The sequence below is a fragment of the Maribacter zhoushanensis genome (genome assembly GCF_029350975.1).
Classification (GTDB): Bacteria; Bacteroidota; Bacteroidia; order Flavobacteriales; family Flavobacteriaceae; genus Maribacter; species Maribacter zhoushanensis.
This window is the reverse complement of the sequence record NZ_JARKMR010000001.1, coordinates 1,339,066-1,363,290: the sequence shown is the minus strand read 5'-3', so window position 1 is coordinate 1,363,290 and position 24,225 is coordinate 1,339,066. Positions and strand designations below refer to the sequence as shown.

Annotated in this window: 25 protein-coding genes; 10 read left to right on the top strand and 15 right to left on the bottom strand. The window is 34.9% G+C overall.

Annotated features, from left to right (window positions below):
• Positions 1–23: 23 nt before the first annotated feature.
• Both PXD56_RS05870 and PXD56_RS05865 read left to right on the top strand, forming a co-directional pair.
• On the top strand, positions 24–527 hold the full coding sequence (locus tag PXD56_RS05870) for an SMI1/KNR4 family protein (protein ID WP_276492385.1): 504 nt from the start codon (positions 24–26) through the stop codon (positions 525–527).
• 375 nt (positions 528–902) lie between these two features.
• Positions 903–2,492: an amidohydrolase family protein gene (locus PXD56_RS05865; protein ID WP_276492384.1), complete on the top strand. Its 1,590-nt coding sequence runs from the start codon at positions 903–905 to the stop codon at positions 2,490–2,492.
• A gap of 168 nt (positions 2,493–2,660) precedes the next feature.
• Here the strand turns inward: PXD56_RS05865 and PXD56_RS05860 are convergent, their stop codons facing one another.
• From PXD56_RS05860 to PXD56_RS05850, 3 genes are all read right to left on the bottom strand, one after another.
• A complete protein-coding gene (locus PXD56_RS05860) occupies positions 2,661–2,918 on the bottom strand; it encodes a hypothetical protein (protein ID WP_276492383.1) in 258 nt (85 codons plus the stop codon).
• A gap of 275 nt (positions 2,919–3,193) precedes the next feature.
• Complete coding sequence (locus tag PXD56_RS05855) at positions 3,194–4,549, bottom strand: DEAD/DEAH box helicase (RefSeq protein ID WP_276492382.1); 1,356 nt, start codon at positions 4,547–4,549, stop codon at positions 3,194–3,196.
• 128 nt (positions 4,550–4,677) lie between these two features.
• The gene (locus PXD56_RS05850) at positions 4,678–4,896 is read right to left on the bottom strand and encodes a PLD nuclease N-terminal domain-containing protein (RefSeq protein WP_276492381.1); all 219 of its coding nucleotides are present in this window, start codon (positions 4,894–4,896) and stop codon (positions 4,678–4,680) included.
• Between the two features lie 172 nt (positions 4,897–5,068).
• On the opposite strand from PXD56_RS05850, the gene PXD56_RS05845 reads away from it, so the two are divergent.
• A complete protein-coding gene (locus tag PXD56_RS05845; RefSeq protein ID WP_276492380.1) occupies positions 5,069–5,581 on the top strand; it encodes a hypothetical protein in 513 nt (170 codons plus the stop codon).
• A 20-nt stretch (positions 5,582–5,601) separates the two neighbouring features.
• On the opposite strand, the gene PXD56_RS05840 is transcribed toward PXD56_RS05845, so the two are convergent.
• From PXD56_RS05840 to PXD56_RS05830, 3 genes are read right to left on the bottom strand one after another with little or no spacing between them, the layout of a single operon-like run.
• Positions 5,602–7,263, bottom strand: a complete 1,662-nt coding sequence (locus PXD56_RS05840) for an amidohydrolase (RefSeq protein ID WP_276492379.1) — start codon at positions 7,261–7,263, stop codon at positions 5,602–5,604.
• Positions 7,264–7,318: 55 nt separating this feature from the next.
• Entirely contained in the window at positions 7,319–9,820 is a 2,502-nt protein-coding gene (locus tag PXD56_RS05835) for an ABC transporter permease (RefSeq protein WP_276492518.1), read from the bottom strand.
• A gap of 47 nt (positions 9,821–9,867) precedes the next feature.
• A complete protein-coding gene (locus PXD56_RS05830) occupies positions 9,868–10,557 on the bottom strand; it encodes an ABC transporter ATP-binding protein (protein WP_276492378.1) in 690 nt (229 codons plus the stop codon).
• A 62-nt stretch (positions 10,558–10,619) separates the two neighbouring features.
• Here PXD56_RS05830 and PXD56_RS05825 point away from each other — a divergent pair, with 62 nt between their 5' ends.
• Positions 10,620–11,354, top strand: a complete 735-nt coding sequence (locus PXD56_RS05825) for an arylesterase (RefSeq protein WP_276492377.1) — start codon at positions 10,620–10,622, stop codon at positions 11,352–11,354.
• On the opposite strand, the gene PXD56_RS05820 is transcribed toward PXD56_RS05825, so the two are convergent.
• The 3 genes from PXD56_RS05820 to PXD56_RS05810 all read right to left on the bottom strand — a co-directional run bounded on the left by PXD56_RS05820 (position 11,351) and on the right by PXD56_RS05810 (position 13,445).
• Positions 11,351–11,590: a hypothetical protein gene (locus PXD56_RS05820; protein ID WP_276492376.1), complete on the bottom strand. Its 240-nt coding sequence runs from the start codon at positions 11,588–11,590 to the stop codon at positions 11,351–11,353. The two genes, PXD56_RS05825 and PXD56_RS05820, sit on opposite strands and share 4 nt — an antisense overlap.
• A gap of 425 nt (positions 11,591–12,015) precedes the next feature.
• Positions 12,016–12,252 carry a hypothetical protein gene (locus PXD56_RS05815; RefSeq protein ID WP_276492375.1) on the bottom strand — a complete coding sequence of 79 codons (237 nt, stop codon included), beginning with the start codon at positions 12,250–12,252 and terminating at the stop codon, positions 12,016–12,018.
• Positions 12,253–12,761: 509 nt separating this feature from the next.
• Positions 12,762–13,445, bottom strand: a complete 684-nt coding sequence (locus PXD56_RS05810; RefSeq protein ID WP_276492374.1) for a peptidoglycan DD-metalloendopeptidase family protein — start codon at positions 13,443–13,445, stop codon at positions 12,762–12,764.
• Positions 13,446–13,546: 101 nt separating this feature from the next.
• Between PXD56_RS05810 and msrA the strand changes: the two genes are divergently transcribed.
• Both msrA and PXD56_RS05800 read left to right on the top strand, forming a co-directional pair.
• Complete coding sequence (gene msrA / locus PXD56_RS05805) at positions 13,547–14,254, top strand: peptide-methionine (S)-S-oxide reductase MsrA (RefSeq protein WP_276492373.1); 708 nt, start codon at positions 13,547–13,549, stop codon at positions 14,252–14,254.
• Between the two features lie 213 nt (positions 14,255–14,467).
• Positions 14,468–15,202, top strand: coding sequence for a sugar-binding protein (locus PXD56_RS05800; RefSeq protein WP_276492372.1), 735 nt, complete (start codon positions 14,468–14,470; stop codon positions 15,200–15,202).
• Here PXD56_RS05800 and PXD56_RS05795 read toward each other — a convergent pair whose 3' ends face one another.
• The 3 genes from PXD56_RS05795 to PXD56_RS05785 are packed head-to-tail and all read right to left on the bottom strand — an operon-like array spanning position 15,203 to position 17,736.
• Positions 15,203–16,654, bottom strand: a complete 1,452-nt coding sequence (locus PXD56_RS05795) for a hypothetical protein (protein ID WP_276492371.1) — start codon at positions 16,652–16,654, stop codon at positions 15,203–15,205.
• Positions 16,626–17,207, bottom strand: coding sequence for a hypothetical protein (locus PXD56_RS05790; RefSeq protein WP_276492370.1), 582 nt, complete (start codon positions 17,205–17,207; stop codon positions 16,626–16,628). Before PXD56_RS05790 ends, PXD56_RS05795 begins: the two co-directional genes overlap by 29 nt.
• On the bottom strand, positions 17,191–17,736 hold the full coding sequence (locus tag PXD56_RS05785; RefSeq protein WP_276492369.1) for an RNA polymerase sigma factor: 546 nt from the start codon (positions 17,734–17,736) through the stop codon (positions 17,191–17,193). The genes PXD56_RS05790 and PXD56_RS05785 overlap by 17 nt, the downstream gene beginning before the upstream one ends.
• A 104-nt stretch (positions 17,737–17,840) precedes the next feature.
• Between PXD56_RS05785 and PXD56_RS05780 the strand changes: the two genes are divergently transcribed.
• From PXD56_RS05780 to PXD56_RS05765, 4 genes are all read left to right on the top strand, one after another.
• Positions 17,841–18,755, top strand: a complete 915-nt coding sequence (locus tag PXD56_RS05780; protein ID WP_276492368.1) for an aldose epimerase family protein — start codon at positions 17,841–17,843, stop codon at positions 18,753–18,755.
• Positions 18,756–18,833: 78 nt separating this feature from the next.
• Positions 18,834–19,820, top strand: coding sequence for a methylmalonyl Co-A mutase-associated GTPase MeaB (gene meaB / locus PXD56_RS05775; RefSeq protein ID WP_276492367.1), 987 nt, complete (start codon positions 18,834–18,836; stop codon positions 19,818–19,820).
• Between the two features lie 86 nt (positions 19,821–19,906).
• Positions 19,907–20,866 (top strand): glycosyltransferase family 2 protein, encoded by a 960-nt coding sequence (locus tag PXD56_RS05770; protein ID WP_276492366.1) that lies wholly within the window; start codon positions 19,907–19,909, stop codon positions 20,864–20,866.
• Positions 20,850–21,740 (top strand): lysylphosphatidylglycerol synthase transmembrane domain-containing protein, encoded by an 891-nt coding sequence (locus PXD56_RS05765; protein ID WP_276492365.1) that lies wholly within the window; start codon positions 20,850–20,852, stop codon positions 21,738–21,740. Before PXD56_RS05770 ends, PXD56_RS05765 begins: the two co-directional genes overlap by 17 nt.
• A gap of 3 nt (positions 21,741–21,743) precedes the next feature.
• On the opposite strand, the gene PXD56_RS05760 is transcribed toward PXD56_RS05765, so the two are convergent.
• Genes PXD56_RS05760 through PXD56_RS05750 form a run of 3 tightly spaced genes read right to left on the bottom strand, consistent with a single transcriptional unit; the run spans position 21,744 to position 24,201 of the window.
• The gene (locus PXD56_RS05760; RefSeq protein WP_276492364.1) at positions 21,744–23,402 is read right to left on the bottom strand and encodes an ArnT family glycosyltransferase; all 1,659 of its coding nucleotides are present in this window, start codon (positions 23,400–23,402) and stop codon (positions 21,744–21,746) included.
• Entirely contained in the window at positions 23,399–23,968 is a 570-nt protein-coding gene (locus PXD56_RS05755) for a phosphatase PAP2 family protein (RefSeq protein WP_276492363.1), read from the bottom strand. Before PXD56_RS05755 ends, PXD56_RS05760 begins: the two co-directional genes overlap by 4 nt.
• Positions 23,969–23,973: 5 nt before the next feature.
• Positions 23,974–24,201, bottom strand: coding sequence for a hypothetical protein (locus tag PXD56_RS05750; protein WP_276492362.1), 228 nt, complete (start codon positions 24,199–24,201; stop codon positions 23,974–23,976).
• Positions 24,202–24,225 lie beyond the last annotated feature (24 nt).

Below are 24,225 nucleotides of genomic sequence, written 5' to 3'. Positions count from 1 at the left end.
ATCTGTTGTGGTTAATTTGAAAGATGGACAACCTACTAAAGCAAATATCGGAGAAAGCAATCGAATTAGCGGATTTTGAGTTTACTCAGGAGCAGACTAAAAATAAATGGATAGGAAGTAAACCAGCTTCAGAAACTGAAATATATCTGACTGAAAAACGACTTGGAATTGAATTCCCATCCGACTTTAAAAAGTTCTTATCCATCTCAAATGGATTTTCAGCACCAAATGATATCGAACCAACTTTTGAGTCAATTGATAAAATTGACTATTTCAAGAATATTGATGGTTTTTTAATCGAAGCTTACAGTAACGACAAAATTGAATATATTGGCAAGCAACTTGCAAAAAGCATTGTTGTTGGTGGAATAAATGAGGAGCAATACTTTCTACTAATACCACCTGATACACAAAGTGGCGAATGGACATATTGGAAATTTGCAAATTGGTTTCCTGGAGAAGAAGATCATCAAAATCTTAAAGCTTATTTCAGAGGTGTTCTGGACACTTTATATGAAGAAACCTAATTGGAATAAAAACTAACCACAACAATACCTATAATCAATTGCTCACGGTGGATTTCCTGACCGAAATCCTTAACTTTATAGAATGGTTAGGGACTAAGCGAAAAAGTCCTGCGGACATTTTCCGCAACAGATCATAAATACTGTGCCAAAAAATAAATTTTTTTTCAACAATTTAGAAGAAAGGTTAATTTTCTCTATGATTTTGGTAAAATCCAAAGCTTCACCTTATTTCTACTATTTGTTCTCTCTGATGATACTATCCTATATTGAGAATCAAACTTTAACCATATTTAATTAATTAAAAGTTGGTATGCAGTCACCTCACTTTATCGTGCTTTAGTTATATTTAAGGTAACTAACTCAAACAACCGCTTTATGTTTCGCAAATTACTGCTCGCCACAGCACTGACTTTCGCTGTCTTGCTTTCTGTCAACGCCCAGTCTTTAGAAGGTGATGGTCCACATTCACAATTGATCATTAGAGGTGTTATGCTCATTAACGGTAATGGAGCGCCACCACAAGGTCCTATAGACATCGTGGTAGAGAACAATATTATTAAAGATGTAAAAGTTGTTGGCTACCCTGGTGTTGCCATCGATGATTCTAAAAGACCTCAATTAAAAGCAGGTGGTAAAGAACTAGATTGTACCGGGATGTATTTAATACCTGGTTTTATTGATATGCACACACATATAGGAGGTGTTTCACAAGGTGCAGACCCAGATTATGTATTTAAACTTTGGATGGCTCACGGGGTTACTACAGTTCGTGAAGTTGCAGGAAGAGGAATTGATATTGCGATGGATTTAAAGCATAAAAGCGAGAAAAATGAAATCATTGCTCCACGTATTATTTCTTATACAGCTTTTGGGCAAACGAGTAAATCTTTTAATCCGCTAAACGATATTCCTATTTCTACTCCTGAGCAAGCAAGGGAATGGGTACGTGCCAATGCCAAAAAAGGTGCCGATGGTATTAAGTTTTTTGGAGCAGAACCCGCAATTATGGCAGCGGCATTAGATGAAAACAAAAAGTTAGGTTTAGGTTCTGCCTGCCACCATGCGCAAATGAGTGTTGCCCGTTGGAATGTTTTGCATTCTGCCCGAGCAGGATTAACCTCTATGGAACATTGGTACGGTTTACCAGAAGCATTGTTCGATGATAGAACGGTACAAGATTTCCCGTTGGATTATAACTACCAGAACGAACAAGATCGCTTTGAGAATGCCGGAAAATTATGGGAACAAGCTGCTGAACCCTATTCTGAGCATTGGAATAATGTAATGAACGAATTATTGGAACTTGATTTTACCTTAGACCCAACTTTCAACATCTATGAGGCCAGTAGAGATTTACAGCGCGCAAGAAGAGCTGAATGGCATGAAGACTACACATTGCCATCTTTATGGGAGTTTTATCAACCTAGCAAAGTATCTCATGGATCTTTCTGGCATGATTGGGGTACAGAACAAGAAGTTGCCTGGAGAAAAAACTATAAGCTTTGGATGACCTTTATCAATGAATATAAAAATAGAGGTGGCAGAGTAACTACGGGATCAGATTCCGGATTTATTTTTCAATTATATGGTTTTGCCTATATAAGAGAATTTGAATTAATGCGTGAAGCTGGCTTTCATCCTTTAGAAATCATACAATCTGCTACACTAAACGGTGCAGAGGCATTAGGTATGGATGACAGATTAGGTTCGGTAACCATTGGCAAATTGGCAGACTTTGTCATAGTAGAAGAAAATCCGCTACAAAATTTCAAAGTATTGTATGGTACGGGAGCTATTAAACTTACCGAGGACAATGAGGTGGTTCGGGTTGGTGGTGTAAAATACACCGTTAAAGACGGAATCGTGTATGATTCAAAAGCGCTACTGGCAGATGTAAAACGCCAAGTAGATGAGGCAAAAGCTAAAAGTAATTATACTATTAAGCAGCCTGGCGTAAAAAATTAAAACTTACGCTTGTTTACAGGTACTTTAATTGGACGTACTTTTTTTTCATTTTCTGAAGTAAAGGCAATAGTTGCAATAACGATAACTGCTGGTATTAAAATTGAAAGTAACATCATAGTTTTAATATTTATAAGGTGCTTAATTGCACCTTGTTGTATAGGGCAAAGATTATGCCAATTTACCGTAAGACTTCTTGGTAGCGAACGCTAATTCTTTGTTAATTCTAGCATTTGCATATCTGTACAAACGTGCTACTGACGTTTCATCAGTAATTGTAATCGTTTTTTCGTTGCCAGTATTGTCAGAGCTATCAGCCAAAACAACACCCACTTCAGTAGTGTTAGTTTTATCATCTGTTAGGGGAGTTTGTGCCAATGCTAATGCTCCGGCGAAAATGACTATTAGTAAGGTGAATATTGCTTTCATATTGTAATATTGAACAATATAAAAGTAGTTTCAGATTGAGAATTATGGCTCTTACCCTCGCTAAACTGCTATAATTTTCGGCTAGCGTAAAAATCTGTGACGAATAGACAAAAAGTATCGACGAATGGTTTTTAGTCTAAAAACATCATACCGATTTGACGTGTATTTAATCGATGTTTTTAAATGTAGAAAATTTAGAACACCCCTAAAACTAGGGCATAAAAGAACATTCTATTTGTAGAATAAAGAATCAATTAATTTGAAATAAATGAAACCTATTTTTTATTTCTACCACGTTTACCGTAGTTCTTATCTCCACGGGTCTTGGGTTTACTGTACTTCTTTTTAATGATACGCTTGTACGAGCCACCTTGATTCTCCTTCTTGTTCTTATCAGATTTCTCATGAAAACTTGCTCCACGCTCCTCTTCGTTTATATTTAAAGGATTTTCACGCTCTCTATGCTTAGGTTGCTCGTCAAAAGTAAGTTGAGTGGCAATTTCAACTCCCTCAGGTAACGGTAGTTGATTTACTTTGTGTGACATTAGGTCCTCTATGGCATTCTTTGCTTCTTCTTCTTTTTCTGTAAACAGCAAAATAGAAGTACCCTCTTTCTCTGCCCTACCGGTTCTACCAATACGGTGCATGTAATTTTCAGGATATGCTGGAGTATCAAAATTTATTACATGAGATATCTCTTGCAGATCCAATCCACGTGCCATAACATCTGTAGTTACCAAAATTCGGTTCTTACCTTCGTCAAACTGATTAATGGAGCGTAATCTGTAGTTTTGCGTTTTGTTAGAATGTATAATACATATCTCTTCACTAAAGAACTCTGCCAATTCTTTGAACAATAAATCTGCACTGCGCTTACTTGAAACAAACACCAAAACCTTATGATAGGTTTCTACATTCTGTAATAAGTTCACCAACAGGTTCACTTTTGTATAAAAATTAGGAGTAGCGTAACCGTATTGCGTAATGTTCTCTAAAGGAGTACCACTAACGGCTATGGCAATTTTTTGAACACCTATAAAGAAGTCGGTAATAAATAATTCAATATCATCGGTCATCGTGGCAGAAAACATAATGTTCTGCCTTTTCTGTGGCAAGAGTTCAAAAATATTTACAAGTTGAAATCTAAAACCAAGATCTAACATTACATCTACCTCATCGATAACAAGCTTCTTCACTTGTTTTAATTGAACCGCTTTCGTTAGAATAAGATCATACAGTCTAGCAGGTGTTGCCACTAATACATCTGTACCCAATGCCAAAGCCTCTTTTTGGCGCAACATACTTTTACCACCAAACACACCTAAAATTCTAGTTCCAGAATATTTAGCCAGCTTCTCTGCCTCTTCTACCACCTGTACTACCAACTCACGCGTAGGTACAAGAATTATAACCTTAGGGTGTATATCTTTAGAAAATTTCAACGTGTTTAAAATAGGAAGCAAATAAGCAAAAGTCTTACCAGTACCTGTTTGCGCTATACCAACAACATCACTACCACTCATTACAATAGGAAAAGCTTTCTCTTGAATGGGAGTAGTATTTTCAAAACCTAGATCATCAAGTGCTTTTTCTAAGTTTCTAGATATTTTTAAATCGGTAAACAACGGCATAACAATCACTTTTGTATTTCAGCTGCAAAGCTATGCTGATTAGTTGACAAATCACGTATAGTGAGAGAATTATCGGTAATTAATATAAAAGTAGCTATGAAAATGTAGAATTATAAATAGAGCTCAGATTAAACTTTTAAAATACGTCTATTTTTTCCTGAAGACAAATAAAGAATAGAACCCAAAACTGGAAGAAATAAAACAATTAAAAACCATGTGATTTTACCATCGTTTTTGAATTTATGTCTTAAAACATCAACAATACAATATACCCAAACTAAAAGCGCTAAGATTAAAAAAGACTGCCAAGCACCTATTACAAATGAGAAATCTGAAGATGTTTCCATAGTTGGATGGTTTTTAAAATTACGTATTCCTTAAAGTTATAAAATCAAATACAATATAAAGTACTATATTTCAAATAGAACAGTATATTCTTACTTCATGAAATTATACAAGTACCTATTTCTTTTTATATATCTCTTATTTTTTAATGTATTAGCCGCCCAAACAAATACGATGACATACGATGAAGCTATTAATGACGCCATTGAAAAAGAATACCCTGCATATCACGCTTCGCTTTTAAGCATATTAGAAAATTTTGAAGAAGAATTAATTACTAAAAATGTTATTGCTGATGGCACTTACGAAAATTATGTAAAAATTCTAAACAAAATAGGCCAGGATAGTACTTATGAAGTAGTGAGCGATTTTGCTTTAGGAGATTCTTTAAAGATAAATGCTAAACGTTATAATTATGAACTCGCTAAAATTGTAAAAACAGTACCATTGATTCATTATAGAAATAAAGCACAACCAAAAAGCATTCTATTCAATCAGCGAGTATCTGAAATAACTACTAAAAAACAAAGCTTTTCGCGTTCAGATTACGCATCGCTTTTATTAGAGGTTTATGATAAAAATGACTTTCAGCTACCTACAATAAGAACACAACTGTTTCGATTTCTTGATCCGAATACAGAATACATACATTATCTCAAAATTGGCAAACCTACTCACAAGCAATAAATATTAATATTAAATACCTATTAATACTTAGTAGAAGCTACCTTATTTACAAACATATTTTTACCGCCTACATAAGTCTCCAGCACTTTTACATCTTTAATAGTTGTAGGGTCAATTTGAAAAATATCTTCATTAAGAATAACAAAATCTGCTAATTTACCCGCTTCTAAAGTGCCTTTTACATTTTCATCAAAAGAGCTATAAGCAGCATCTTTGGTATATGCCGCTAATGCTTGTTCCACATTAATTTTCTGCTCAGGAACCCAACCATCAGGATTATTACCATCTAAGGTTCTTCTAGTAACCGCTGCATATATACCATATAATGGGGAAGCAGGTGCTACAGGCCAATCACTACCAAATACTAAAGTTGTGTTGGCATCTAAAATCGATTTAAACGCATAGGTAGTATTTATCCTTTCATGTCCAATTAACTCTTCTGCCCATCTACCATCATCAATGGCATGATAGGGTTGCATACTTGTAATAACATCAAGTTTGGAAAATCTATCAATATCCTCTATCGCCAAGTGTTGAGCATGTTCAATTCTTAATCGTCTATCTCGTTTTCCGTTTTTTACCACAACACTATCAAAGAGATCTAATATGGTGCTGTTGGCTAAATCGCCTATTGCGTGAACAGTAATCTGCAATTGCCTTTTATCTGCATTTATAATCCAAGTATTTAAACTATCCTCATCCACAATGAATAAACCTTTATCATTGGGCTTATCTGAATATGGTTCTTTAAAGGCTGCAGTATGCGAACCTAATGAGCCATCAACAAAGCCTTTCATAAGACCGTTCTTCAGCCATTTGGAATTTTTTTCATCTTTAGCTATTGTTTTCCAATACCTCAACGGGTTGGCAGTGTATACTCTTACCGTAAGTAGTTTATTGGAATTCATATTTTCTAAAATCTCGTAACCGCCCAAACTATCTACATCATGAATAGTCGTCACCCCTTGTGAAATCAAATAATCTTGTGCTGCACTAATCGCCTTTTCCTTTTCTGTTTTTGTTAACTCCGGTATTTTATTTAGAACTAAGTACATGGCTTCACTCTTAAGAATACCAGATGGTGTGCCATCTTCATTTTTTACAATTTCACCATTTTCTACCTCTGGACTATTTTCGTCAATACCTGCAAGTTTTAACGCTGCCGAATTAGCTAAAATCATATGACCGTCCATTCTATAAATAGCAACAGGGTTATTACCCGTAAATTCATCTATCCAATCTTTATTAGGTAATTCACCTCCCCACAGGGTATGGTCCCAATTTCCCTCAACAATCCATTGACCGGGTTCTATCTCTTTAGCGAACGATGCTATTTTATTTATGAATTCTTCTTTACTGTCAACATCTCTTAATGCTACATTTAATAGGCTATTTCCCCCCATCAATAAATGCACATGAGTATCAATAAACCCTGGTGTAATGAATTTGCCCCTTACATCTTTTATATCAGTAATTGAGCCTTTAAACTTTTGAATATCATTTATAGAGCCAATGGCCAAAATGGTATCTGCTTTTATGGCCATTGCCTCAGCTTTTGGTAAGTCTGAATTACCGGTCCAGATATTGGCATTGGTAATTATTAAATCGGCTTTTACATTATTGGTTTTACAAGAACATACCAACAACGAAATAATGAACAAATAGAATAGTTGCTTTCCCATGCTTTTAAAGGTAGAAAAGTTAAAATGTAAATATTAGTATTTACAGTGATTTTTTTCAATTACCTTCTTTACGTAACACCTGTAATGGCGGACTATTTAACACCCCCCTACTGTTCATTAATCCGATCGTTAAGACTAATAATGTTATACCCGGCAACACCACCAAAAACGGAACCCAAGATGGTATAAACGGAGTATCAAAAATAAAATAAGCCAGTAAAAAACTACTTAACAAAGAAAGCAACACTCCTACCCCGCTGCCCAAAACACCAAGAAATAAATATTCTAAAGCATTAATTTTCAATATCTGTTTACTCTGGGCACCAAGTGTTCTTAATAATACACTTTCGCGAATACGTTGATATTTACTATTACGGACAGAGCCTATCAAAACAATGATTCCTGTTAGAATACTAAAGAACGCCATGAAAGATATGACCCATGAAATTTTATCTAGAATATCTTCGACCAAGGTTACTACCTGTCTTAAATCTATGATGGATACATTGGGGAATTTCTTCACCAATTCTCTCTGCAAATCAGCTGATGATTTTTTATCCGGGGCATTGGTAGTTACCACATGAAATTGAGGTGCATTCTCTAACACGCCCTTTGGAAATACAATAGAGAAATTAAGCTGCATGCGTGCCCAATCTACCTGACGAATATTACCTACTACGGTAGTCATCAATTTTCCTTGAACATTAAAAAGTAATGTATCGCCTAAAGTTACCAAAGCGTCATTGGCAACATTATCTGACAAAGAAATAGGAATTACTTTTGCATTAGGGTCTACGGTAGGTATCCACTCCCCTTCCAAGAGTTTTTCTGAACCAATCATAGAATCTCTATACGTTGTTCTAAACTCATGGTTTAAAATCCACTTGTTTACTCGGGTGGTAGTATCTAATCGAATATCATTTACAGTCCTATCCTTTATACGTTCCAAACGCATGGTAACAATGGGTATGTTATCTATTACAGGAAGCCCTTTGGGTGTTATGGTATTAGCCACGGCATCACGCTGATCTGTCTGCACATCAAATAAAATTAAATTCGGACTCTCAGCACTATCGTCGAACGAGGTTTTGGCGAGGAGAAAGTCTTTTGTAAAGTATAATGTACTAATCAAAAATGTACCAATACCAATGGCTAAAATTAATACCACAGTCTGGTTATTGGGTCTGAATAAATTCAACAGACTCTGCCTAGCGGCAAAACTCCAAGATTTAGGGAAATATCTTTTTATCAATCGCATAAATAAAATAGACACTCCTGCCAAAATGGAAAAAGTCACCAATATACCTCCTACAAAACTCAATGCGAACGCCCACCTACCCAATAGCCAAAAAGCGAATAAAAGTATAAAGAGCACTATGGCAAAGATTACCCAAATTTGATAAGGTCTTGCTTTCTTACCAGTATCTTCTTGTACCCGTAATACCTGTAAAGGAGATACGAACCATGTATGTATCAGTGGAGACAAAGCAAATAATACAGACATACAAACACCTAGTAACAACCCAACGAATATGGCTTGAAATGAAGTAGATATCTCTACTTGAAATGGTAAAAACTCTTGTAGTATAAGCGGAAACGTCTGTTGTAACAACAATCCTATAATGGTACCTATGAGTCCGCCCAACAAGCCCATGCCAGCAATCTGGATCAAGTAAATTAAGAATGTCTGTTTTCTGGTTGCACCCAAACATTTGAGTACTGCAACCGCTTTAAGTTTCTCTTTAATATAAATATGAACAGAGCTGGCAATACCAACGCACCCTAAGAGCAGCGCTATAAATGCTACCAAATTTAAAAAACGACCTACATTATCATATCTACGACCTAAGCGTTCACTAGTATCGGTATGGGTATCCATATCAGCGTTCTCAGCATCTAATAACGGATCAACATCTTTACTTAGGGTTTCTAAATCTGCCTTATCATTGTTGAAGTAATAATTATACTTTAGACGACTACCACGCTGTAAGAGCCCGCTATCTTCCATAAAGCGAAAAGGCACAATTATAGGTGGCGCTGCAGTGGCACCAATACCTGTGCTACCAGGCGCGGTAATCAAGGATCCAACAATAGGGAAAGTAATGTTACCAAGTTTTACACTATCGCCAGGTTTTAAATTGTATTGAAGCATTGCCGTAGCATCAACTAATGCCCCGCCTTTTTCCAAGTATTCCTGTGCCGCAGTGGCAGGTTCAGTTTCTAATGCTCCATAAAAAGGAAAAGCACCTTCAACGGCACGTACCTGCACTAATTTTGTAGTTAGACTTTTAGGGAAAGCCGCCATTGAGGCAAAATTGACTTCTCTTGCATTATACCCTCCTAAAGAATCCATTAATGCCGCTACCCTATCATTTGCAGGTTGATTGCTATCAATTAAAAAATCTGCACCCATAAGTGCTTTTGACTGGAGACCAATATTGTCTTTCAGATTATCGCTAAAAGATTGAATAGAAACAACTGCAGCTATACCTAAAATAATAGAAGCCATGAAAAGTAACAAGCGCTTGCCACTTGCCTTACCATCACGCCAAGCCATTTTCAATAACCAATTAAATGATGCTTTTGATGTTCTTTGTGTTGTACTCAAGATATTGCCGTGGTTTCGTTAATTACTATTTTACCACCTTTAAGTCGCAATACATGTTTGTTCAGCTTTGCCAATTCTAAATCATGGGTAACAATAACCAAAGTAGTTCCCATTTCTTTATTCAAATCAAACAAAAGTTTAATGACTTTTTCTCCAGTTTCTTCATCTAAATTACCCGTAGGCTCATCGGCAAAAAGAATAGAGGGTTTATTTGAAAATGCCCGTGCCAAGGCTACCCGCTGTTGTTCACCACCAGATAATTGAGACGGATAATGATCATGGCGATTACCTAAACCTACCTTGTCTAAAAGTTCCATTGCATCTTTAGAAGCATTGGTTGCACCCTGTAACTCTAAGGGTACACTAACATTTTCTAAGGCCGTTAATGTGGGCAGTAGTTGAAAGTCTTGAAAAATAAATCCTACTTTTTCATTTCGTAGTAAAGCACGTTGGTCTTCGTTTAAGCTACTTAAATCTTCACCGCAAAGTTCTATTACTCCGTTGTTGATTTCATCTAATCCAGCGCAAAGACCTAACAATGTTGTTTTTCCACTTCCTGACGGACCAACGATAGCAAAAGTATCTCCTTCTTCAATAGAAAAAGAAATATCATCAATAACTGTCAAATTCTTAGATCCGCTGTTATACGTTTTCTTTAGATTACGTACGTTTAATATCTTTGTCATAAATCATTTTAGTACAAGACAACAAAATAAACAAATGATTTGGAATCTAATAAGTTAAGACTATGTTGAAAGTATTAAAGTTTCGTTATTTTTTATTGGCGTTGTTGTTGGTAGGATGTGGAGAAACACCAGAAAAAAAACAAACTGAAACACAAACCGAGGATGTAAGCAGTACTGAAGAAACAATTTCAACAGATGATAAAGTTATTTTATTCTACGGAAACAGTCTTACTGCTGCCTATGGTTTAGATACCAAAGAAGGATTCCCTAATAGAATTCAATTAAGATTAGATTCTTTAGGCTTGGATTATAAAGTAATCAATTCTGGATTAAGTGGAGAAACTACCTCTGGAGGGTTAAATCGTCTGGACTGGGTTTTAAATCAGTCAGTAGATATTTTTGTTTTGGAATTAGGTGCAAATGACGGATTGCGAGGAATACCTATAACGGAATCGATGAATAACTTGCAATCGATGATCGATATGGTCAAAGATAAAAACCCCGAAACAAAAATTATTTTAGCAGGTATGCAAATACCACCAAATATGGGTGCAGATTATGCTTCGCAGTTTAAAATGATGTATCCTGCATTAGCAAAAAGTAATGATATAGAATTGATCCCGTTTTTATTAGAAGGTGTTGCCGGTATTCCTGACTTGAACTTGGAAGATGGTATTCACCCTACTGCAGAAGGTCAAAAGATAGTTACCGAAAATGTTTGGGATGTTTTAAAAACTATCGTATTACCTCAAGGGGGAACAGAGGTAACCGAAAAACTTGTAGAAGAATTAAACTAGGCTAAAGAAACAGTTCTTACCCTTGTCTTAAAAAGTAAGGCACGTTTAACCCTTGCATTTTTGATTTTGAAAAACCTTGCAGCTGTTTGGAAACCGGGAGTGTTTACATCAGACTTAATTGTTACATCTGCCATGGGCATAACAATGGTCTGTACTTTCGCGTCTGGTGACTTCGATTGTGCTTGGGACTTGGTTCCCAAACAGATAACAAGGAATAAAAAAATAATTGTACGCATAATAAAGTAGGTAAATTTGGTGTATAGATAACCACCTACTCGTTGGTAAACGTATTTTGAATTCGATAAAAGGTATCATTTTTACGATGAAAAGAATGCTATTCGATGTATTACCAATTTTTGTAGTCCGTTTTCCTACAAAATTTTGTTCTGTTAGACAGCAAATTTGTGCAGTTTATCGTATTTATATGTTTTTTTCTTACAAAATTTTCATTATCCTAGATAAGAAGACTACAAGAGTGAGATTGAAAGTGAGGATTGAGAGGATAGATTTTGGTTGTCCGGTGTCTGGTATTAAACACAAAATCAGTATAGCTTAACTAAATCCACTCTTAAAATTAATTATGAAGTCTATTTTCTAAATACCGATATACACTATAAACTTTATACTTCGTACTTAGTACTTTTTACTTATTACTAAAAGACTAAGCCATTTTAGGTTTGTTAGCTTTCGTTAAAAAATTCAAATCTCTTTTAATTCTTGAGTTTTTAAATTTATATAATCTAGCTACTTCTGTTGTAGTGCTTTCTTTTACTTCAAATGTAGTTTCAGTAACAATACCCATTTCTATAGTTTCGACTTTTACATCTGCTGTATTGTTTTGAGCTTGTGCCGTGAAGCTTAAAAAGATGATAAAGATTGTTGCTATTATTGTTTTCATGACTTGCGTTTGTTACAATAATAGAACGCCGTAGACCTTGTTTCACTAGGTGATGGATCGCTGAAAAACGCCTAATTCTCGTTACTTGACAGAAGTTCAGTTTAAGTGTAAAATCTCTTCGATAAACGACATATACCCCAAATTCACCTTACCGATAAATGATGTCGTTAACCGAGAAACGAAAAATCAAGCGCAAGTTCAAACTTAAAAATCAAGTACAAGTTCAAGTTTTTTAAAAAAAAGAGAGGATAGAATAGAGAAAATAGAGGTTGGTTGTTGGTTGCTTACTTTAACGCTTCGCGTTTTTTAGTATTAAGTACTAAGATATTACGTTAGCAATTGCTATATAATTTGTTTTAGTGCATACGTTATTTTCTTTATTCCACTTTTTACTTCGTACTTAATACTTTGTACCTCGCACTTCAAACAAGTCTATTCTCTATACTCTATTTTCTATTTTCTATTTTCAATATTTCCAACTTAAGACTTCGTACTTACTACTTTTCACTTTACAATAACTTTAATAACACATTTGGATCGGGGCAATTTTCTTTGTAAAAAGATAATCTTGCTTTTGCACACACTCCTGGGTAATCACCTTCATTACCTTCTAAATCTTTTATAATTTGAAAATGGAGATGTGGAGCGTAGTTTACGTTGATATCCGGTGTACCCAAAGTTGCAAGCACTTCTCCTGCTTTAAAGTCTTTACCTACATATAATCCTTCTAATGATTCTAAGGTTAGGTGTCCGTATAACGTATAGAAGGTAATACCATTTAAAACATGTTCTAAAATAATAGTTGGTCCATAATCACCAATGGTGGTATTATTTTTAAAGCTATGCACGCTTCCGCCTATAGGTACCATTACTTTAGTACCTGCAGTGTGCCAGAAATCCATACCTAAATGAATATTTCTTATTGGTTGTGCATCAGATGTAAAACCTTTCTTATCACTATATAAGTTTCTCTGCTCTAAATATCCGCCGTAGGCGATAACACCTTGTTTACTTTTAAGTACATTATCTATATACGCTTGACAAACGGTGTAATCTGTAATATCCAGATTTATTAAATCTTTGTTGGACTTAGAAATATCTAAAGTTACATATGCACTTGCAGAAATAGCGGAGTCTAATATGCATATCGTTTCTGCCGAGTAAGACTCAAGAGCTTCTAGTAATGTGTTCATTTCTCAAAAATATAATTTCCTTTTATGTCGTTAACATTTTTTAACCGTTTTCCTCGTAAGGTCTTTGTAAATTACCTACAAATTGCTAAAAGAAAATTGTTATGAAATTATTACAAATCACTTTATTGGCGTGTGCAACCCTAATTGCTACTAGTTGCCAATCTAAAGTCAAGAAAAATACCATTTCTGAAAACTCAGAAATGAGTGAAAACCAATATGAAGAAATAGAGGAAGAAGTAAAATTGAGTCCGCAACAATTAAGTAAATATGAAACTGCGTATTTTGCCAGCGGATGTTTTTGGTGTGTTGAAGCTATTTTTGAAAGTGTTAAAGGAGTTAAAGAAGTAGTCTCAGGTTACGCCGGTGGCGAACAAAAGAACCCAACATACGAAGAAGTTGGTTATGGAAAAACAGACCATGCAGAAGCTGTTGAGGTATATTATGATCCTAATGAAATATCATTTACCCAGTTGGTTCAAGTATTCTTTGGTTCTCATGACCCTACACAGTTAAATAGACAAGGACCAGATCGTGGAAGACAATACCGATCTATTGCTTTTTATAAAACTGATGAGCAAAAGAAAATCATAGAAAGCTATATACAGGCACTTACTGATAATAAAGTGTATGATAACGACCCAATTACCACAGAAGTTGTACCTTATACTGTATTTTACAAAGCGGAGTCATATCATCAAGATTATGAAAAGAACAATCCTAACAACTCATATATAAGAAATGTATCTATACCGAGATTGAATAGATTTAAAGCAAACTTTGGAGATTATCTGAAGAAGAGTGCCCATTAAAAGATCTCCCAAGAAATTTCTATAGATAAGCGCCCCTTTTGGGGCGCTTTTTTTATTTTTTGTTGAATTTAATGAATACCAATTCTCTTGCATCATATGGTAATTGCCCGGTTAGAGTAATAGTATATTATCTCACCTATGAATTAAAGTACTAATTATCTTACAATAATTAAGAAAATAGTGTGTTTACATCATAGAAGTCAACTCTTTATTATGAAATGGACTATTTATCTTTTACTTCTTTTGGGTATTTTGTCATGTAAAGAAGTAAGTAACAAGAAAAATTCTCAAGTAACACCAGTCTCCTATATTAATGATTCCCCTACCCTAGATGGCAGAGCCATAGAAAACTATTGGAATCTACTTGATTGGAAACCTATTGATCAAAATTGGATCGGTGGACCTTTTGACCATGATGATTATAACGGTAGATACAAAATTGCTTGGAACGAAGACGGACTCTATATTTTATTAGAAATTGTTGATGATACCATTTTAGACAAAACAGAAGACCCTTTAACTCTTTGGTGGAACGATGACTGTGTTATTGTTTACGTAGATGAAGATAATTCTGGTGGTCAGCACAGGTTTAATCATAATGCATTTACCTACCATGTAGCCCTAGATGGTAATGTTGTAGATATTGGTGTTGACGAAAAACCAACTTTATATAATGATCATATTACCTCTAAACATCTAAGGGAAGGTAATACAACCTATTGGGAAATGTTTGTAAAGGTTTATCCTGGCGCATATAATGATGAACCTAGCATAAAACCGGTTGTACTTAAAGAAAATAAGAAAATTGGTTTTGCCCTTGCCTATGCAGATAATGATAGTAGTGAAGAGCGTGAGAACTTAATAGGTTCTGTATTTGTAGCAGGAGAAAATAAAAACATGGGGTGGATAGACGCCAATGTTTTTGGAACATTACAATTGATAAAATAACTACTGTAGCACTACTTCACTATAATCTGATGTTATTACTATAGAACGATTACTATTAGCCTTCAAGTGATGCCCTTTATGAATGGTTGTATTACCGTTTTTTGTTTCTACCATTTGTAAGCCTGCGGGTAGCTTCAAGTTAGATGAATTACCTTTTACATAAATACTGGTAGCTACTTTAGGTACGGCAACATTTAACTCGCCATTTTTTACGCTAATATCCAACTCATTAAAATCGTTCCCCAATTCAAGAACGTGTACTGCGCCAAAATCATTCTTTATAAAAGCATTCTTAAACAATTTGTTTATGGTTACATCAGATGAAGTTGCCTGCAATTGCAATTGTACTACCTCTGACAATGAAATTTCTTCTGAATATGAGGTACTCAATTGCCCGTAGTTCCATTTTTGAACACTTACAGGAGTGTACGATGCAGAAACATTAGTTTCTTCCCCGTCTATGGTAACTGCCCAAAGGCTTGAATGCGAAAGGTTCGCATTCAAGTTTTTGGTATTTTCAGCTAGTTTAACCTCCCCATGTCGTACATCCATTTTTATTCTGGTAGACTTAGGTAGGCTAATCTTAATGGTCTTTTTAATCTTAAAATTCTTTTGCTCCCCTTCATTTGAAAAGTAAAATACGTTAGGTACATCTGCTCCATTCACTCTAGAAGTACTAATAAAAGATTGTAGTTCTTCTCTTCCCTTCTCTGCGTGAGTGCGTTTTTCTTCAAGTTCTTCAAGTCTTTGTTGTAATTCTTCGTGACGTTTTTCAAGTAATTCGGTTTTCTTCTCTACTAATTCAGCTCGCTCTTCATTTAGCTTCTCAATTGTTTTTTTTCCTTTAATTGCATACTCCTCCATACGCTCAGCCCATTCTTCTAATCGTTTTTGATGTTTTTTATCAAAACTCTTTTCAAAATTCTTTTGCCATTTCTTCATGTATTTATCACCATCTTTTTGATATTCCTCATAATCAAAAATAAAGGCTTCTGTTTGTGGCAATGGTGGCATTTCAGGAAACGGGGCTATTTCTGGTATACTAACTACAAAAGATGCAATTTCCGGCACTTCTATACGCATACCGCCATGATCGAATAATTCATCGGAATCAAAACTAGCAAAGAAGTCGTTATTCTTAGATTTTGAAGAAATCTTGATTTCTTTACTATTCCCTAATATTTCAATGGGGCTATTTTTAAAATAGTTTTCCGCTTCTTCTTTAGTAGCTCCTTCTAGGGTGATGGTGGCCGAAATGGCCACCTCATCCTTATCCCACGTTTCAAATTCAATATCGGCATAGCTGGTATTGATGTTTACCACGGCATCTTCTGCCACAATAAATCGTTCTTGAAATGTTTTACTTTCTTCTTGCGCCAAAAATGACGTAGAAGTTAATAGACCTAATGCAATGATGAGTTGCTTAGATACTGTTGTCAATGATCTGTTCATTTTTTGATAATTTTAATTCGTTTAACTTTCTTTTTAATTTCTGTAATAATTGTAATCGTAATTGTAAATTCTCTATCAGGGCTGTAATGGTTTGATCATTAGGACCTAATTCTTTTAGCTCGGTATTTAACGTCTTGTATTCTAAGTTTAAATTATTGAGCTGCTCCATAAAACTATCTATCAACTCTTTGGTATCTGGTGATACTTCTAGTTTTGCCAATTCCATATTAATATTGGCAACGTAATAATTCTCCACCTTTTTTAAATCTGGTGAAAGATCACCGAAAGTAAATTCAGATTTCTGTTCCTCTGCAGGTGTAGCATCAACCACTGTTGTAGTATTGCTGTCATTAGTAAAGAATAAAAAACCTAAGCCCAAACTTATAATTACCGCTACTGATGCCGCAACCTTTAACCAACCTTTTAAAGGTTTATGTTCTGCCGGCATTGATTCTTCAAGTTTTTTCAAAAAGCGCTCTTCATGACCGGTTTTAATGGTATGTTTTTGCTTTTCCTTATCCTTTTTGAACATTTCCCTAAGATCCTGTTCCATATTTTTTCCCTTTTAATAATTCTTTTAAATGCCCCTTACCTCTAGACAACCTGGTTCTACACGCAGAGGCAGATATATCTAATACCTCTGCAATTTCTTGATGATCATACCCTTCTACCAAAAACATTAGTACTACGTATTTATACTTATCCTGTAATTCGTTAATGGCACATCTTACCTGCTCTACACTTATAGTTAATGGTACATTCCAATTATCATCTTCTGCAACCACTTGCATATAACTATCATCTAAAGAAACCTCTTTGTCTTTTTTAGATTTTAAAAAATCTATACTCTTGTTTACTACAATCCGTTTTAACCATGCTCCAAAAGTGACATCTCCTTTAAATTGATGAATCTTTTCAAATGCTTTAATGAACGATTCTTGTAAGACGTCTTCAGCATCATCCGCATTTTTTACAAATCGCATGGCAACAACGTACATACCATCGCAATACTTCCTGTACAACTGCAACTGGGCAGCCCGGTCGTTTGCTTTACATTTCTCTACGACATTGCTTTGAAACATCGATTAATTTGATTGGTTTTAGATTGTTGTTATAATAAGGACGACATAAAAATTAGAATGTTGCAAAAATTTTTATTTTTACACAACACTATTAAATATTCCCTTTGAAACAAGTTACAATTTCCAATGCCTATTTAACACTCATGGTGCTTGATTATGGCGCTACCATTCAAAAATTACTTGTAAAAGGTGCAGATGGCGAATATACCAATGTCGTAGTTGGTTACAACCACCCTAGCAGATATAGATTAGATGACAATGCCTTAGGTGCTAGTATAGGACGTTATGCAGGAAGAATTTCTGAAGGCGGGTTTGTTCTAGATAGGGAAAGGTATCATTTACATCATGAAGACGGGGTACATCTACATGGAGGAAAAGAAGGATTTCATCAAAAATATTGGACCATAGATGAGGTAGATAACAGTGATAAACCTTTTGTAAAACTTAGCTATACAAGTAAACATTTAGAGGAAGGATACCCTGGAAATTTAAGCGTTAGCGTTACTTATAAGTTAATGAACAATGCTCTACAGGTCATTTATGAGGGAATAACGGATAGAAGTACCGTCATCAACCTAACCAATCATGCTTATTTTAAATTAGATGATAGTCCGTACATAGACGAATATAACCTACAATTAAACTGCCCGTACAGATTAGAAACCAAAGAAAACCTATTACCAACGGGAGATATTATCCCTGTTAGAAAAACGGAGTTCGATTTTTTATTACCTAAAAAAATAGGGTTACAAAGATTTGACACCATTTTTGTAAAAGATATTGGCAATGAGAAAGTAGCAGAAATACACTCAAAAACTTCTGGTATAAACATGAAAGTATATACCAATCAACCAGCCTTGGTAGTATACACTCCCGCTGATTTTCCAGGTATTTGTTTTGAAACCCAGAATTATCCAGATGCACCTAATCAACCAGATTTTCCTAAAAGTGTTTTAAGACCGGGTGACATCTATAATAACATATCTATCTTTAAATTTGATATTGGAGATCAAAGCTAAAATGGCAAAGTGTACCACATTATGGTTTCTATTTACAAAAAGAGTCTGTAAAGCCTTTATTATATTGAAGCAATTACAATGAATTTAGCCAACCTTACTACATCAGAATTTCTTAAAGGCATTTATGCCAATAATGTTGCTATTGTAAGTAAGGCCATTACCATAGTAGAAAGCACAAAATCAGAGCATCGTATTATTGCTAACGAAATTATTGCCGGTTGTATTTCAAAGAAACACGAGTCTATTAGAATTGGTATTACAGGAGTACCTGGTGCAGGCAAAAGTACATTCATAGAACAATTTGGAGGTATGCTTACGGACCTAGGTAAAAAGGTTGCCGTATTAACCGTGGACCCTTCTAGCAGTAGAACAAAGGGTAGCATATTGGGTGATAAGACCAGAATGGAAGAATTGGTCAAAAACCCAAATGCATACATAAGACCATCTGCATCTGGATCTTCATTAGGTGGCGTAACCCGTAAAACAAGAGAGAGCATTGTAATATTGGAAGCCGCAGGTTTCAACTGTATTTTAATAGAAACTATTGGGGTTGGGCAAAGCGAAACGGCCGTTCACGATATGGTAGATTTCTTTCTATTATTGAAATTAGCCGGTGCAGGCGATGAATTACAGGGCATAAAGAGAGGCATAATAGAAATGGCCGATGCTATTGTAATTACAAAGGCAGACGGTGATAATATTCAACGTACTGATCTTGCCAAGATGGAATTTGCAAGGGCACTACATATGTTTCCGCCTAAAGAAAATGGCTGGCTACCAGAAGTCTTAACGTGCTCTGCTTTAGAAAATAAGGGTTTAAATGAGGTTTGGCAATTAATTGACACCTATTGCAAAAAAATGAAAGCTTCTGGTTACTTCAATAAAAACAGGCAACAGCAAAATGAAAATTGGCTGATTCAATATTTAGAGCAAGAACTATTATCTGAATTCTACCATCATCCAAAGACCAAAGAAATGTTACCGTTATTAAAAAAGGAAGTTGTTAGCGGCAATACCTCTCCTTTTTTAGCTGCAGAAAAGCTTTTGAAAGCTATAAAACAGTAGTAAACACTTTAAGATGTTACTAACGTTCACGTACATTATCTTAAGGATAAAAAACATAACTTTGCAGCGATTTAAAAAACAACTCAATGCAACCTGTTACCACTTCCCTTCTTTCGGTCGTTGTCCCTTTATATAACGAGGAAGATAATGTGACTCTTTTGACACAAAAAATCCACGAAAGTTTGGTAGGATATGACTATCAGATAATCTATGTAGATGATTTTTCTAAGGACAAGACTAAAAAGGTTGTTAAAGCCCTAAAGGATGAAAAGGTCCACTTAATTGAGTTGAAGAAAAATTATGGTCAGAGTTTAGCCTTGGCTGCAGGTTTTGATTATGCCGAAGGCGAATATATTATTACCATGGATGGCGATTTACAGAACGACCCGTCTGATATTCCACAAATGTTGACCTATGCCGTTAGTGAGGAGTATGATGTAGTAACTGGTATTCGTCAAAAACGAAAAGATTCCCTGGTTAAAAAAATACCATCTAAAATTGCTAACTTTTTGGTGCGCCGTGTTACAAAGTTAGATATTAAGGACAATGGTTGTGCCTTAAAGGTATTTACAAAAAATATTGCCAAAGACTTAAATCTGTACGGAGAAATGCACAGGTTTATTACCCTATTGGCATTTTTAGAGGGTGGGCAAATAAAACAGGTACCTGTAAAGCACCACGCTCGTCATGCAGGGGTTTCAAAATACGGATTAGAACGTGTTTTTAAAGTAGTTGCAGATATGATGCTTTTACTTTTTATTCGTAAATACTTTCAACGCCCAATTCACCTATTCGGTATTTCTGGCTCATTAATGATACTTGTAGGTGTTTTTATTAACATATACCTAATGATCGTGAAGTTCGGTTTTGGTGAGGACATTGGCACAAGACCTTTATTGACAGTTGGTATGATGTTCATTTTTGCAGGTATTCAATTATTTACAATAGGTATTGTAATGGAATTATTAATACGTACTTATTATGAATCTCAGAACAAACGACCGTACCGCATTAAAAAAGTAAGTGTAGGTGGCGAAGTTAAATAAGAAAGTAACCACCGGATTAAAAGTACTGATCAGTACCGTTTTAATTTATTTCATTTTCACCAAGATAAATGTTAGTGAGATTAAAGAGATACTGCTTAAGAGTAATCCCATTTACTTAATCTTTGCTACCATATTCTTTATACTTTCTAAATTTATTGGGGCTATACGCCTTAATCTATACTTTCATCAACTTAATATTATGCTTACTCATAAAAGCAATTTTAAGTTGTATTTATTAGGTATGTTCTACAACCTGTTCCTACCTGGTGGTATTGGTGGCGATGCTTACAAAGGTTATATCTTAAAGAAAACCTTTGATGTTAAAACCAAAAGAATGGTAAGTGTTTTAGTCTTAGATCGATTAGGCGGTTTACTGTTATTATTCATTTACGCGTGTACACTAATCGCTTTTATTGAGCTAGAACTATTAAATGGTTATCGTTGGTTGTTTATTGCAGCCATACCCCTATCAGTATTAGTCTTTTGGTTATTGAACAAGAAATTCTTTAGTTATGTATTACCCATTTTCTGGAAATCTACAGCCTTATCTGCATTGGTACAATTGGCACAATTGGTAAGTATTTGGTTTATACTATTGGCTTTAAATATCGATACAAATCAGATTTCATATCTCATTATTTTCTTAATATCGTCTATTGTAGCCGTGGTTCCTTTAACCTTGGGGGGAATAGGAAGTCGTGAAGTCACCTTTTACTATGGAGCAGAATTTTTAGGGTTAGACCAAAATATTTCGGTTGGGGTAAGTGTACTCTTCTTTTTAATTACAGCCTTAGTTTCCTTGGTAGGTGTGCTGTATCATTTCAAGAAAATTAAATTAAAATTGGCAAATACATCTGTAAATACTTCGGCTTAATTTTTAGTAAATATGCAACAGGTGCATTTTACGGGTTACCTTCTTTCTTGTATTCGGATTTAGGAATTTACCTTGTAAGCGGGTTATTCTAAATTGATCTACAGACAGCTGAGCATCCCAATCAAAGCCCTTTTTCTCTAACATAGCCATCTCATCATCGTTGACATAAACCCAAACATCTTTCTTACTTTTTAAAAGCTCTGGCGTAGTAATTTGAACGGGAAATTGATTATAAAAATCTAAAGACCAGGTATAGTCCTTCCCAACTTTATAGATTCGATCTACAGGAATATTTTGCTGTTCAACAACTTTGGACATTGAAGATCCACCTTGATATTCTAATAGGTTAGGATAAAAATGTAAGTTTAAAACTGCATTTAAAAGTAATGATGCGCAAACAGAAATGGTTACCAACTTCATGTAATCACCTTCTCTTTTTAAGGCATAATAAATAATGATAATAGCCGCTACAATTAAGAATACGTAGGCAACAACACTGTTGAGCTTAAATACATAAAAACATATTAATGCAGAAGCAATGAAAACAATACTGAGTACAAAGTATTGCCCGATCATTAAATATTTTAAAACCTTAGTCTTATTTAGCTTATATAAATTGTAAATATATGCCGCTGTAATTACTGCAAATAAAGGAATAGTAATATTTAAATAGTGTGGTAATTTAAACTGAGCAAAACTGATGATGATGAATATTAAGGTAATACCACCAACAGTTAAAAATTCAGACCCTTCAACAAACTTAAATTTCTGAGTAAAAAACAATTTAATCTTATTGTAGAAAGCCGTAATACCTAGTATTGTCCAAGGTAGAAATACCCATAAAAATGTATGAAAGAAGAAAAAGTAATCGCTACTGTTCTTACCAATACCTTCACCGCTAAGTCGTTCAAAACTTTGCTCCCAAAAAATAAAGAATATACCACTACGGTGGTCCTTCCCACGAATTACCTTTTCCGGATGCAGATCAAATTGCATGTAATAGGCGTACAGCATTGGGGATATTGTTACTGCAAATACCAAAAGTGCCAATAAAACTTTCCAACTAATAAATGCTCTCCATTTACCGGTATAAAATAAATGACATAAAATAGGTAGTCCTATAACCAAAAGAGCTATCTGCCCCTTTGTAGAAAATGCTATACCAGCTGCAAAAGCTCCTATTGCAATTGCCGAAACACTACCCTTTTCAATATACTTAGCAAGTTGCCAAATAGCTAAAATGCTGAAACCCGTTAATACGGCATCTGTACGAACGTCTATTGCACCCAACACAATAGTTTGTGCGGTCATAAAAATTAAAGCTGAAAGTTTACCCACATGCTTGTTATAAAGCAAACTACCCAGCCCATAACAACTATAAGCAGCCAATAATGTAGCTAGTATTCCAGGTATGCGATAAGACCAATCATGAATACCAAATATTTTATATGATAGCGCTGCCAACCAATAATGCATGTGGGGCTTGTCCAAATACTCTTCTGGTCCTTTAAAAAGACTAAAAAAATCATTTTCTTGCACCATTCTCATGGCCATTACAGAAAATTGTGCAGAATCATTTTCAAATAACGTTACAAACATACCTGCAACGTATACCAAGAAAATTAAAACTATTAAAAACCAGTACCTTAGATTAGATATCATAGGGAAAATTTGCGAAGTACAAATATAAATAACTTTACAAACAACCAGCCGAATAACGAGCCTATAACGGCACCCGTAATGATATCAAGAGGAAAGTGCACACCAATGTAAACTCTGCTATATGCAACCAATGCCGCCCAAAGAACTAAAAAGGTTCCTAAGTATTTAATTTTCGATTTTAAAATACTACCAAAAAAAACAGCCAGGGCAAAAGAGTTTGATGCATGGGCAGAAAAATAACCGAACTTGCCACCACAGTAGCTCTTTACCAATCTCATATAAGGTTCAACTTCGGGGTCATGACAAGGTCTTAGTCTAGCAACACCATACTTAAAAAAATTACCCAGTTGATCTGTAACCGTTATCAACAAAGCAACAGAAACTAAAAGTACCAATGTTTTTTTACCTCCATATTTTTGAAAGGAAACAATAAGTAAAAATAGATACAGCGGTATAGCACTAAATTTATGAGATACAAACTGAAAGAAATTATCCCATTGTGGGGTTCCTAGTCCGTTTAGGTATAAGAAAAAGTCTTTATCTACCTGTAATAGCTCTTCAAGCATAATAGTTAATCTTCGTATCTAGACACTTCACGATCATAAAAAGCAGTAGCTGCTTTTATCAAGTTTTCCGCCTCATCTTCCAATTCTTTTTCATCTTCCTTTGAAAACTCTTCTAACCATTCAACTTCATCATCTTCCAGGTTAATAATAAACCTTGGAAACTCTGTATGCACTACAAATATTGCAGTAGGATAATCTGTATTATCACCCAATAAAAATTTTGGAAATTCCATAAAAATTGTAATCTATAAGTTGAA